The organism is Sphingobacterium puteale (assembly GCF_050986225.1).
Taxonomy (GTDB): domain Bacteria; phylum Bacteroidota; class Bacteroidia; order Sphingobacteriales; family Sphingobacteriaceae; genus Sphingobacterium; species Sphingobacterium puteale.
The window spans coordinates 530,251-542,630 of the sequence record NZ_CP158959.1 but is presented as its reverse complement, the minus strand read 5'-3'; the positions used below and the strand labels follow the sequence as shown (position 1 = coordinate 542,630).

The 12,380-nt window shown below is 42.1% G+C and carries 10 protein-coding genes; 4 read left to right on the top strand and 6 right to left on the bottom strand.

Annotation, left to right across the window (positions count from 1 at the left end; translation table 11 throughout):
• Positions 1-4: 4 nt before the first annotated feature.
• The 3 genes from ABTV71_RS02085 to ABTV71_RS02075 all read right to left on the bottom strand — a co-directional run bounded on the left by ABTV71_RS02085 (position 5) and on the right by ABTV71_RS02075 (position 5,089).
• Positions 5-1,435 carry a RagB/SusD family nutrient uptake outer membrane protein gene (locus tag ABTV71_RS02085; protein WP_433902140.1) on the bottom strand — a complete coding sequence of 477 codons (1,431 nt, stop codon included), beginning with the start codon at positions 1,433-1,435 and terminating at the stop codon, positions 5-7.
• Between the two features lie 13 nt (positions 1,436-1,448).
• Positions 1,449-4,589: a SusC/RagA family TonB-linked outer membrane protein gene (locus ABTV71_RS02080; protein ID WP_433902139.1), complete on the bottom strand. Its 3,141-nt coding sequence runs from the start codon at positions 4,587-4,589 to the stop codon at positions 1,449-1,451.
• Between the two features lie 89 nt (positions 4,590-4,678).
• Complete coding sequence (locus tag ABTV71_RS02075) at positions 4,679-5,089, bottom strand: RNA-binding S4 domain-containing protein (RefSeq protein WP_108636323.1); 411 nt, start codon at positions 5,087-5,089, stop codon at positions 4,679-4,681.
• Positions 5,090-5,263: 174 nt separating this feature from the next.
• Here ABTV71_RS02075 and ABTV71_RS02070 point away from each other — a divergent pair, with 174 nt between their 5' ends.
• The 4 genes from ABTV71_RS02070 (at position 5,264) to folP (ending at position 8,247) form a co-directional block, all read left to right on the top strand.
• Complete coding sequence (locus ABTV71_RS02070) at positions 5,264-6,082, top strand: 2,3,4,5-tetrahydropyridine-2,6-dicarboxylate N-succinyltransferase (RefSeq protein WP_108636324.1); 819 nt, start codon at positions 5,264-5,266, stop codon at positions 6,080-6,082.
• Between the two features lie 29 nt (positions 6,083-6,111).
• On the top strand, positions 6,112-6,690 hold the full coding sequence (locus tag ABTV71_RS02065; RefSeq protein ID WP_433902138.1) for an L-threonylcarbamoyladenylate synthase: 579 nt from the start codon (positions 6,112-6,114) through the stop codon (positions 6,688-6,690).
• A gap of 241 nt (positions 6,691-6,931) precedes the next feature.
• The gene (locus ABTV71_RS02060) at positions 6,932-7,411 is read left to right on the top strand and encodes a DUF4920 domain-containing protein (protein ID WP_433902137.1); all 480 of its coding nucleotides are present in this window, start codon (positions 6,932-6,934) and stop codon (positions 7,409-7,411) included.
• A complete protein-coding gene (gene folP / locus ABTV71_RS02055) occupies positions 7,408-8,247 on the top strand; it encodes a dihydropteroate synthase (RefSeq protein WP_121124286.1) in 840 nt (279 codons plus the stop codon). The genes ABTV71_RS02060 and folP overlap by 4 nt, the downstream gene beginning before the upstream one ends.
• Before the next feature lie 46 nt (positions 8,248-8,293).
• Here folP and ABTV71_RS02050 read toward each other — a convergent pair whose 3' ends face one another.
• The 3 genes from ABTV71_RS02050 to ABTV71_RS02040 all read right to left on the bottom strand — a co-directional run bounded on the left by ABTV71_RS02050 (position 8,294) and on the right by ABTV71_RS02040 (position 12,380).
• Entirely contained in the window at positions 8,294-9,316 is a 1,023-nt protein-coding gene (locus ABTV71_RS02050) for a cytochrome-c peroxidase (RefSeq protein ID WP_433902136.1), read from the bottom strand.
• A gap of 174 nt (positions 9,317-9,490) precedes the next feature.
• Positions 9,491-10,357 carry an MbnP family protein gene (locus ABTV71_RS02045; protein ID WP_121124282.1) on the bottom strand — a complete coding sequence of 289 codons (867 nt, stop codon included), beginning with the start codon at positions 10,355-10,357 and terminating at the stop codon, positions 9,491-9,493.
• Positions 10,358-10,391: 34 nt separating this feature from the next.
• Positions 10,392-12,380, bottom strand: a complete 1,989-nt coding sequence (locus ABTV71_RS02040; RefSeq protein WP_433902135.1) for a TonB-dependent receptor plug domain-containing protein — start codon at positions 12,378-12,380, stop codon at positions 10,392-10,394.

Below are 12,380 nucleotides of genomic sequence, written 5' to 3'. Positions count from 1 at the left end.
TTTATTATTTTGTATAACCTGGATTTTGAACCATATTTTTGTTGACAAATATTTCATCCGCAGGAATAGGAAAATTGTATTGCGCTTTTGTTGACTCCAACAATAGTGCTCCCGCGGTATTTACAGCATCTTGCGCCCCTCGACGGACAGGCATTTTTCTTCTTTTTAGATCAAAAAAACGATGTCCTTCAAATGCCAGCTCCTTATAACGTTCCACTAAAATAGCGTCAATAAGTTCATCTTTGGAAGCGATGACTTGATTTTGATAATCTTGGATTCGAGCTTTCCGCAACACATTCAGATCATTATTTGCCTCATTGAGCTTATTCGTCTCCGCATTGGCCTCCGCCCGGATTAAATACATCTCGCCTGTTCTAAATAGTTTTACGTCAACCAAACCTGCCGTCGCATCATCGTCTTTACGCCCCAGGTACTTTCCTATTAAATACTGTTGTTTACCAGCTCCCCGATTGGGATCGTTGAGGACATAACTACTAAAACGTATATCTTTATTCTTATCAAATAGAGCAAGTAACTTATTTGAAGGTGTATAAAGTGCTATTTCACCATCCTGCCTAAAGAACATCGCCCCAATAGGTCCTTCAGCCGGAGAATCGTCGTCTTTGGGGAGATCAGCGGCTGTCCTACGCAACGAAAAAACAACCTCATTGGAGCTCTCGTCCGACCATATTTTCGGAAAGGAGCTCCTGTCAGCCAATGGTTTTTCTGCGATGACCTTTGATGAAGCAGCAATTGCCAAGGTCCAATCTTTTGCATATAAAGCTGTTCTTGCCTGCAATGCATACAAACCAGTCTTAGAAAAGCGGTAAACAGCCTCTTCATCGCCAATTAAGCCCAAAGCGTCATTAATGTCCTTTTGGGCCAAGCTGATGACTTCGGCAACTGTTTTGCGTGGGGGATGTCCAATTTCAGACTTCAACATATAGGGAATTCCCAATGCTGTAGGCTCATAGCCTGCTGCATATGCTCTCAAAAGCTCAACATGAGCAAAAGCACGGATAGCAAGCAATTCGCCCTGGTAATGCTTCCTCTTATCAGCATCCACTTTCTCTAATTTTTCGAGTCCTGCCAAAGCGCGGTTCGCGCGATCTATGACAACATAATACTCGCCAAATGCACTCGTCACAGAGGAACTTGAAGCAGTATACTGCCAGCGGTATGCACTCACATTGCCAACTGTATTTTCCGAGGGGTAAATCGCTTCGTCCGAGACAACCACGCTATTTCCGATGATCGTATAGGTCATCCCTGCGTAAGCTCCTTTGATGGCCATATCGATGTCTTCCAGATTACGGTAAGCCTTTTCAGGATCAATGGTATCTGAAGGTTTCAGATCTAATTTGTTGCAGGAATAGAAAGTCGACAAACCAACAGTAAAGAGGCCGATTACTAATATATTTTTAAATGATTTCATTACCGTAATCTTTTTAAAAGTTAACACTGAATCCTGCTGTATATGTTCTTGGAGCAGGATAGTTAAAACGACTTATCCCTTCACTATTTTCGGGATCAAGCCCCCTCCAGGACGTCCAGGTCAATAAATTTTGCCCCTGAAAGAAAATTCGGGCTCCTTTAATTACCTTTTGGTCCCCAAACAAAGTCTTCGGAAACTGATAAACCAAATTCACATTCCGCAACCTTAGGAAAGAAGCATCCTGGATATCCTTCGAAGTATAATTGCGCGGTATATCAATTCGCTGTAAAATGGCATTATCCCCCGGTTGTTTCCAGCGATCCGACAGCATGCGTATACTTTGATTACTCGTCATATAGCCGGAATTTTCGTTATAAAAATCCTCGTTATTCCAACGGCGAACGTCACTAACGAATGCAAACAAGGCGTCCAACGAAAGGTTTTTCCAGCGGATAGTTGTGTTAAATCCCCCCACCCATTTTGGAAACATGCTTCCGGATTTTGTAACCGCCTGTGCAGTTTCGTCGTATTCGGTCGTGATACTACCGTCACGGTTATAATACTGCGCATCGCCCGTTTGGGGATTAACCCCTGCCCACTCGGGCGCATAGTAGGTCCCATAAGGCAGTCCAACGCGCATGATACGTGTATCTCCATCTAAAACCTCTGTCAATGCATCAGAAAGATATAATATGGTATTCTTATTATAGGAGGCATTGACTCCTAACGTCAGCCCCCAATCTGCCGTCTTAACAACATCACCGGACAAGCTCATTTCCAGCCCCCTATTACGCATCTTGCCCGTGCTCAATGGTAGCTTACGATCCAAGAATCCCGATGTCAGGGAAATCGGCTGATCAAAAAACATATTCTTGGTTATTTTATTATAATAATCCATGGCAACACGAAGCCGCTTTGATGGAAAAAGCTCCAAATCAAATCCAGCATTGAATTCATCCACATATTCCCAGTCATAATTTGGGTTTCCGGGATCATAAGGACGAATTGCTGTTTCACCGCCATAGGTAATATCCTTTCTAAAAGTTGCTAAATAATTGAAATCACCGTTGATTGTACTGGCCGTGGTGCCATAACTCGCCCGTAGGGATAGACCTTGTATGAATTCATTGGACTTCAGGAATTCTTCTTCCTTGATATTCCAATTGGCGCCGAAAGAATAGAAACCATGCCAACGATTCGCCTCCGCTACACGGGAAGAGCCATCATAACGATAACTTGCCGTCAACGAATAACGATTGTCATAGGTATACCTTCCCAAGGCCATATATGAAGCCAATGCGTATTTCGTACGGCCGCCCAAAATTGCAGGTAAATAGGCCGGACTTACGGTTACACCGTTCGGATTCTCGGGCAGACGACTGTCAATGCCGTAACCTTTGTAGCCAAAGGCGCGGTTACGGCGATATAAATATTCAAAATAAGCCGAGAGCTCCAAATTATGCCTTTCGTAAAAAGTATTTTGATAGGTTAATCCTGTGGTACTGATCACATTGGTAGAGCGGAGATTGTCTTCTGCGAATAGTCCCTTTCCACCAAGTGTCGGATCTCGATCCCTTGATCCGTAATAAGAATCCGGATTGATATAATCTTGGCCGGTAGTTGTATTATAATCTATCCCCAGTCGCGTATGGACTTTTAAAGTTGGTAGCAACTGATAATTTAGGTTGAGACCAACATTGGTATTAAATAATTCAGAAGAACTACTTGAATTGAGCAGACGCTCCAATCCTGCACTCCCCTCACGCTGATCTAAAATAAAGTAATCATCTTCGTTACCAAAATGAATGAGCGTTCCGTCCGGTGCATAAGGATATTCATAAGGTAGTGCATAATAAACTGATGCCATAGACGATCCGACGCGTGAAGCTCCTACACCTTCAGTAAATTTCGAATTTGTATAGCCTAGGGTTACATTTACCCCCCCTGAAAGCTTCCCTTTGTCAAAATCTAGGTTATTTTTCAAGGTATAACGATCAAGACCAGATCGAACGGCAACACCTTCCTGTTTATAGTATCCCGCACTGCTATAAAACCGTACATGCTCCCCGCCTCCACTGACATTCACCTGCTGATCCATAAACTTTCCGTTGCGAAAGAAGTAACCACGCCAGTCAACATTAATTCCTCTCAAACTATCCAAAATTTGAGCGGCCCGGGCTTTATAAGCTGCAGTCCCACCCGCTACGTCGGGATTTTTAGGCGAATAGGTCCATCCAGGACCTATACCCTCATTATTATCCGGATCGACAAACGCCCCCAATTCTTCTTCAAATTGCAGACGTTGCTGCGTATTCATCATCTGGAATTTAGGCCGTGTCAGTTTGGAAAGACCATATTGAGAATTAAAATTCACCGTTAACTGACCAGATTTACCTTTTTTTGTGGTGATAACAATGACACCGTTTGAACCTCTGGATCCGTATAGCGATTTTCCTGTTGCATCGCGCAGTACATTCACAGATTCAAAATCATTTGCGCTAAAATTCTTCAGTTCCGATGTGGCAATAGGAATTCCATCAATCACATAAAGTGGATCCGAGATACCGTTTATCGAGCCGACGCCCCGTATGACAACAGAAGCGGTAGCGCCAGGTTGCCCCGAGCTTGCCATTACACTCATCCCCGGAACGCGCCCCTGCAGCATCTGATCCACCGAAGCCATAGGTACCTGCTCTAAATCTTTTGCTTTTACAGTGGTTGAGACATTGGCAGATTGCTTTCTGGAGTAGTTCGTATAACCTGTCACGGTCACATCTTCCAATACCGTACTCCTATTTACCAATGTAATTGCTAAGGGAGCCGAACCATTGACAGATACTGTCTGCCGATCAAAGCCTATGGAGGAAAACTCCAATTGATCTCCCGGTTTTGCAGCAATACTGAAATTGCCATCCGGAGCAGACTGTGCAGTTGTTCCTGCCGTCAAATTTCTGACGGTGACACCACCTATGGCCTGCCCCTGCTCATCGAGAATTTTTCCTCGAATAGTTTGTTGCAATCCTAAAAATGAATATCCGTAATTGGCAGAGGAGATGGAATTTCCAGACTTGGCAATAGTCGGTGATAGATTTAGGGTGAGCGCTAGTGTCATCAGCGCTTGTGCGTGCATGCTACCTCTCATAATAATTTGCATTTTGGTCAGTGTTAAAGCCTCTCCTATGAAGAGAGCTTTAGCTAACCTAAAATGCAAATAATTATCGAAGAAATGAAATGTTTTTTGCCTTATTCATCTTCTTTATCCCACCAGTCTGAAGCCTGTAAATCATCTATTTCACGCCGATCTTTCTTCGTGGGCCTTCCCGTTCCGCGGTCACGTTTAAGTACGGGTGCCTGAAACACCGATTTGTAGCCTACGGTCTCTTCCACCGGGGTCTGATCTTCATAAAACTGAACAGCAGTTTTTGCATCCACCCGACGTTCAAGAAGACCGGTCACCTGAACGACTTTCTTTTCTATTCCTTTTTGAATATGATAGACATCACCGATTTTAACTTCGTAAGAAGGTTTAATATTTTGACCTTTCAGCTTGACCCTGCCCGCCTTACAGGCTTCAGTTGCCAAAGTTCGCGTCTTAAACAATCTTATCGACCATAAATATTTATCAATTCTCAATTTTTCTGATGCTGCAGCCATAGTTCAAAAATAGTTATATTAGCGAATTATCGTGGTATTTCCACCGAAAATTAACATATTTCCCCGACGAATATTTTCTTCATGACAGGAGAGATCGATAAAGTTGCTTTTAAAAGCAACTTTATCTAAGTTTGTACATCAAAATAAACAAATTCAAATAAGCAAACAAATAATATGGTAGAGCCACTTAAAAAATTGATTGAGGAAGCTTGGGAAGATAGACAGTTATTGGAGTATAAAGAATATACTGAAGCAATTCGTACAGTGATCATGAAGCTGGACAGCGGTGAAATCCGGGTAGCGGAAATGATCGGAACGAGATGGCATGTTAATGACTGGATCAAGAAAGCTGTGATCTTGTATTTCCCGATCAATGATATGCGTGAAATGACGGCCGGTCCTTTTGTATTCCATGATAAAATGAAGTTAAAAACGGATTACAAACACACGGGTGTACGTGTTGTTCCAGGTGCTTCTGCACGTCTGGGCGCGTATTTAGCTAAAGGAGTGATCATGATGCCTTCTTATGTCAATATCGGTGCCTATGTCGATGAAGGTACAATGGTAGATACCTGGGCGACAGTAGGCTCCTGTGCGCAAATCGGTAAACATGTACACTTAAGTGGCGGCGTTGGTATCGGTGGTGTACTTGAACCTGTTCAAGCTGCTCCTGTTATCATTGAAGACAACGTATTTATCGGATCAAGAGCAATCGTTGTTGAAGGAATCCGTGTAGAAAAAGAAGCAGTATTAGGGGCTAATGTCGTATTGACCGCATCAACCAAAATTATTGATGTTACTGGTCCTGAACCTGTCGAATATAAAGGTTATGTTCCTGCACGCTCGGTTGTCATCCCTGGATCTTACACCAAAAAATTCGCTGCGGGCGAATATCAGGTTCCTTGTGCATTGATCATTGGTCAACGCAAAGAATCTACCGATAAAAAAACTTCATTGAATGATGCTTTACGTGAGCATAATGTCGCTGTCTAAATTCACGTCAGAACTAAAGAAATAAAAAAATGAGCGCATTCGTGGATCGTGAGGATTTAAACAAAGCGTTGGAAACGCTGAAAGCAGGTGGATTAATCCTATACCCAACAGATACGATCTGGGGAATAGGCTGTGATGCTACTAATCCGGAAGCTGTAGAGAAAGTCTTTCAATTGAAGGGAAGAGATAAATCCAAGAGTCTGATCATCCTTTTACATAACGACAACCAATTGGCAAGTTATGTGAACGAAATCCCGGACGTTGCTTATCAGCTTATCGAATATACGGACAAGCCATTGACAATTGTCTATTCGAATGCCAAAAATCTCGCCCCCAATGCCATCGCAGAGGACGGTTCGATTGGCATTCGAATTGTCAAACATCCTTTTTGTGAGCAACTTCTACAGCGCTTCCGTAAGCCTATCATCTCCACTTCAGCCAATATCAGTGGTGAGCCAACAGCCAAGGATTTTGACGAAATCGCTGAGGAGATCAAGGCCGGTGTAGACTATATTGTCGCTTACGATAGACATGTAAAAACCGATGGTAAATCGTCTACCATCATGAAACTGGATCCGAGCGGTAAATTTGAATTTATTCGAAAATAGTAGAAAGTTCTCCTGTTTTTTTAACACGTAGAAATGCAAGAAACAGTTTTTGTGATCTTGAATACGACTTAAAAGAAACAGACCATGAAAATTACGCTTGTGCTAACGAAGTAAAGATGAAGCCGTCAAAGGCGGCATGAACCGAACGATGTGAGCTCACGAATACTTAAAAATATCAATTTAACGGGTAAACGGGTTCATTTATACAGATGAGACCAAAGATTATAAATAATTTAAACGGATGAAAAAGATCATTTTATTTTTTGCCCTGGCAATTGCTATAAATACACAACTACACGCGCAAAAAAAGGAGATTCCTTCCGCAAAGCCCGGCGTAAAATATGGAAAGGAAATTCAGGCAGATAAGGCGATTTCTGTTGGTAAACTAGAAAAAGAGCTAAGTAACAAAAGTATTTTCACTGGCAAAATTGAGGGTAAGGTAGTCGAGGTTTGTAAGAAAAAGGGTTGTTTCATGACCTTACAGCGCGATGGGCAAGAACCTATTATGGTTCGTTTTAAAGACTACGGATTCTTTATGCCTGCTGATATCATCGGTAAAACAGTCGTTGTTGAAGGTGTAGCCAAAAAGAAAGAAACCTCAGTGGCATCACTGCAACATGCCGCAAAAGATCTTGGTAAATCTCCATCCGAAATAAATCAGATTACTCAGCCAAAAAACGATATTAATATTGTTGCTGACGGCGTACTTGTGATTAGATGAAAAAATTTCATACAGCAACTGCCCCAGCCATCAATGTAGGTGGAAAACTAATGACATTTGAGAAACCTATTGTGATGGGCATACTCAATGTTACGCCCGACTCCTTTTATGACGGTGGGGATAATACCACTGTGGAGAAAGCCTTAGAAAAAGCAAGTAGTCTCTTAACAGCGGGTGCTCAAATCCTCGATATAGGAGCCTATTCTTCACGTCCGGGTGCCCAATTAATCTCCTCCCAGGAAGAAATGGACAGAGCACTACCTCCTATCCTGGCAATCAGAGAAGCTTTTCCAGAAGCCATCTTATCCATAGACACTTTTCGGGCAGATGTCGCTGCCGAAGCTATTGACGCAGGTGTACACATCGTCAATGATGTCTCGGGAGGTACGCTGGATGAGGAAATGTTTGCCACAGTAGCCAAATACCAAGTGCCCTATATCCTCATGCACATGCGTGGTACTCCCGAAAATATGCAGAAGCAAACGGAGTATACGGATATTGTGACAGATGTTGCTACCTTTCTAGGAGAAAGTGTAGCAAAGTTAAGGGATTTGGGAGTAAAGGACATTATCCTGGATCCCGGATTCGGCTTTGCGAAAACGATTGACCAAAATTATGAATTATTATACCGCGTCAATGAGCTCCACTATTTTGGTCTTCCAATTTTAGGTGGCATATCACGTAAATCCATGATTTATAAAAAATTGGGGATTACAGCACAGGATGCCCTCAATGGCACGACAGCATTGAATACATTACTCTTGGAAAGAGGGGTACAGCTATTGCGTGTCCACGATGTCGCCGAAGCAAAACAGCTCATTGATCTCTTTTATTAGAGAGGTAGGCATGATCAATATGTACATGATTTGAGGTAAGCAGTTTTTACTTTCCAATAAATGCCGGATCACTTAAAGTTTCTAAAAAAGCGATAATAGCTTTTTTTTCCTTTTCCGTTAACGGAATGCGATTGCCATTTTCCTTTAGGATAGGATCAAGATTTTCTGCCTCAAGTACGCCTTTATCAAAATAATCCAAAACGGATCTTAAGGTCGGGAATTGGCCAAAACTCCCATAAGGTGCTGTATAAGCAGCATTTCTTAAGGAGGGAACACGAAAAGCCATTTGATCAGCACTACGCCCGGTAACCCGACCACGGCCTACCTCCTCAGGATTTGGGTTCATTGGAAAGCCCACATTTCTAAAACTCTGATCAGTAAACAATGCGGTGCCATGACAACTTGCACATTTATTTTTGAATGTTGCATATCCTATTTCTTCCATGTCCGTAAATCGCTCGCCTTCATTCCTTATTACCCGATCATATTTACTATTGGCAGAGATCAGGGTGTACTCGTATTGTGTAATACTGCGATAAATTCGATCAGCTGTTATACTTGCATCGCCAAATGCTTTCTTAAATAATTCCCTGTAATCGGCGTCAGTACCAATCTTACCGATCACTTCCAGAATTGAAGAGTTCATCTCCTCATGTGTTATGATCGGAACAAGGGGCTGCTTTTCCAATTGCAGGATATTTCCATCCCAATTATAAAACTTCATAAACGCCATATTTTGAACAGCGGGCGTGTTCCGAAGTCCCACCCGTTCATAAATTCCAACTGCCTGCTGTTTTCCATCTGAAAAAGCAAGAGCAGGATTGTGACAACTCGCACATGAAATGGTGTTATTTCCACTGAACCTCTTTTCATGAAATAATTTCTCCCCCAATTCAACGCCATATTTTGTAGGTCTATTCTCAGCAACAGAACTATTTAATCCGGGGAATCCGGCTGGTATATGCAGAAAAATCTCAGGATTATCCGCTTCAACGGATTCCTTCATACCGTCTTTACTGCATGACAATGCAATCAACAACACACTTAAGATACACATGACTGTTTTCATTGGAATAAATTGTTTTGTTATAGGAATAGGACAAGTATACCATCGTTGTTCCCTATCGACGAGCAGGGCGCGGGCAGATTTTTATAGCAAGACAAGGCCACCATCTGAATCGGGTAGCGTTCTAAATTTGAATTTCCCGGCTCCCGATGGCCTTGTAGTTAATTTATATTTCCGCTAGTCATTTTCAACACTTTCGACGGAAAACATGCCGGTTTTATCCTCTTTTCCATCACCACCTATATTATTTACAAATATTTCCATTGCTTCCATGCCGCTATGCTTGCTCGGAGTCGTTGCATTTTTGGCCGTTAGGCTTATTTTCGTTCTGCCACTCAACAGTTTATCAAAGTCCGCTTTTATTTTAATCTTAGGAGTATTATTCCCAACAAAAGCAGTAGTCGTTAGATTCAAGGTGATATCGCGATAAGCATCTACACCCTGTGTATATGTTTCAGGCTGACCGCCAGTTCCATTCAAGGTACTTCCCGTATGGATCTTAAATGCAATATTTTCGACACCATAGAATCCTTCGATCTTTGTAAAACGATAGCCGGTCGCCCATTGCCACATCATATCGGTATCGTTGGCTCCCGCTGCTTCGTAGAATACCGGGAACCTGACCTGATCCAATGTGTTGATTTCTTGCTTTACCCCTAATCCGAATTTGAGCTGACGATATTCGCCTACAGGTATGTTTGTCAATAGATAGTCCAGACTAGCTGGTTTGGCCTGATTCACAACAGTAGCTCCTTTATCAAGGTCATTTACATTGTAAGGAATCTCGGTTCCATCAGCTTTGACAAGCCGAATATTACTGATAACATATTTGAGTTCGGATAGGCGGTGTACCTGATCCTTTTCGGATGTATTAACTGACGCATCAGTGGAGGTCGCTCCGCCAAGGACAATGGTTTTATCTTTAAATGTGTTGTTAAAATGTAAACTGACATTATTTGCAACAGGATTATTATCATTTTTGCTACAAGAAATCATTACGAATGAAACAGCAGATAAAATTAGATAGTTCATTAATTTTTTCATGATATGCGTTATTTGAATGTGATTGATTTTTTTTTTAAAAATTGACTTTTAGGGATGTAAAAATGTTCCGTCCCATCCGGGGGATATTTCCCCAATCCGCATAGGTACTATAATATTCATTTAATAGGTTCTCGGCCCCAAGCTGAAAGACAGACTTGAACTTACCGAGACTGAAAGTGTAATCGGCAGATAGGTTCCATATTTTGTAGGCGCCCGTTAGATCTTCACCGTACATCGGGCTGTAATTGGTCTGTGCAAAATCTCCGTTTAAGGAGGTCCGCAAGCCGAGTCTTTTATACCCATAATGCAGTGAAGTCTGATAACTCAGCGGACGTATAAAAGGTAGATTCCCGCCTTCATCATCCTTTCCTCTTGCATAGGTGAACATGGCTTTCCAATGCAGGTTATCCAGGATTTTATAACCTACGTTAACAGCCGCATTAAACAGCGTAGCCTTATTTAAAGAAGTATAGCCCTTTACACCCACGGATTGATAATTCATGGGGCTTCCTAAACTCAAAATTCGCCCGATGATATAATTGTTGATGTAGAAATAGTTAACTTTCGCAGCAATACTTAGCTTCTCGGTCTTGAATCCAACACTGGCATTGGCCTCATAAGAGATCTCATTCTTTAGATCGGGGTTTCCGATATAATCGTAACGGTCGAAGCTATTGTAGATATAATAGCCATAAGCTTCGGAGACGGAAGGCGCGCGATGGCCAAAACCCGTCCCTAACGAAATATCAAACTGATTTAAGTTTAACTCATAACTGGCATGTAGGCCCGGAAGCCATCTATTCTTTTTTTGTGGTGCTCCGGGATGAAAAATCCAGTTAAATTCCACATATTTGGAATAGTTGTAGTTCCAGCCTAACGAACCACCGAGATTCACTTTACTCCTTTCTGAAATTTCCCAGGAATTATTCGTTGCGACACTTGCAAAACGGGTTGTTACCCAAGGCCAGCTATAAGCAAACATGGTCTGTTTGGAACGATCCTGAGGGTACATCCGCATTTCCGCTATCGAAAGATTATCATAAACATTTAACTGTACCTCTGAAGAATATCGGTCTTTCTTTAAATTTATTTTTGACACCAATCCATACGTCGTACTCCATCCGGGCATATCCATGTGTACCAAATTCTCCGGCCGTGTCGTATCATCCATATAGTGTTCCACAGCGTTGAAATAAACTTTGGTATCCCATACTTTTACCAGACCTTGCTCAAACAATTGCTTATAGGATGCGGATGTAATAATCGCCCGTGATAACCACAGATCCATCGGCAAAGCCGGGAATCCAACATCTTTTGCTCGGTCAAATATCGCATCTACCCTGACAGCAGAAAGTGCACTTGTCTTATAGGCTAAGCCCAATGATGCATTCAGTTTATTATATTGTGAGTGCAGTACTTCCTTATTGTTTCCGTCATAATAATTACCTGCTTTACGAAAGGCAATACTACCATCAGCCACAAAGTTGTCTGTTGAATAGAATAGACTTCCAAGGTTAAATGTTTGCTTATTGTTAAACTCGAAACCTGTCTGATAAGCTCCGCCTATTTTTTGAGGTAGACCAAAGGGGGTACTTCTCCTTTTTAGATCTATACTTCCTGCTACCGTAGCCCCATGCATATTTCCCTCCTGACCAGACTTGATATCAATGGAGGACAGGTTATTGCTCTCCACATAGGAAGTAATGGGATCCATCTTATCCGTGCAGGCACCAAAAACATGCATACCATCAATCGTGATCGTAGAACGCTCCGTACTCATGTTGTTCAGTAAAGGTTCCCATGCATAAGCTCCACGCTTGATAAAGCTGATATTGTCAGATGAAGCCAAAAACTCATCAACTGAGACAGCCATCTTCATATCGTTTTCGATCTTTCGTTTGATCGTAGCGTCAACTTTGACTTCCCCCAAACGTCTCGTTGTATCTCTTTTTACCGGAACAATTTGTCCATTAACATCCAACCCAAGAGAAATAATAAAAAGAACTAGACTTAATTTCTTCAT

What these genes read in the sequence shown, in the direction of transcription:
- ABTV71_RS02085 (WP_433902140.1), bottom strand. Translation starts at nt 1,435, where the DNA reads ATGAAATCATTTAAAAATATATTAGTAATCGGCCTCTTTACTGTTGGT.
- ABTV71_RS02080 (WP_433902139.1), bottom strand. Translation starts at nt 4,589, where the DNA reads ATGCAAATTATTATGAGAGGTAGCATGCACGCACAAGCGCTGATGACA.
- ABTV71_RS02075 (WP_108636323.1), bottom strand. Translation starts at nt 5,089, where the DNA reads ATGGCTGCAGCATCAGAAAAATTGAGAATTGATAAATATTTATGGTCG.
- ABTV71_RS02070 (WP_108636324.1), top strand. Translation starts at nt 5,264, where the DNA reads ATGGTAGAGCCACTTAAAAAATTGATTGAGGAAGCTTGGGAAGATAGA.
- ABTV71_RS02065 (WP_433902138.1), top strand. Translation starts at nt 6,112, where the DNA reads ATGAGCGCATTCGTGGATCGTGAGGATTTAAACAAAGCGTTGGAAACG.
- ABTV71_RS02060 (WP_433902137.1), top strand. Translation starts at nt 6,932, where the DNA reads ATGAAAAAGATCATTTTATTTTTTGCCCTGGCAATTGCTATAAATACA.
- folP (WP_121124286.1), top strand. Translation starts at nt 7,408, where the DNA reads ATGAAAAAATTTCATACAGCAACTGCCCCAGCCATCAATGTAGGTGGA.
- ABTV71_RS02050 (WP_433902136.1), bottom strand. Translation starts at nt 9,316, where the DNA reads ATGAAAACAGTCATGTGTATCTTAAGTGTGTTGTTGATTGCATTGTCA.
- ABTV71_RS02045 (WP_121124282.1), bottom strand. Translation starts at nt 10,357, where the DNA reads ATGAAAAAATTAATGAACTATCTAATTTTATCTGCTGTTTCATTCGTA.
- ABTV71_RS02040 (WP_433902135.1), bottom strand. Translation starts at nt 12,380, where the DNA reads ATGAAGAAATTAAGTCTAGTTCTTTTTATTATTTCTCTTGGGTTGGAT.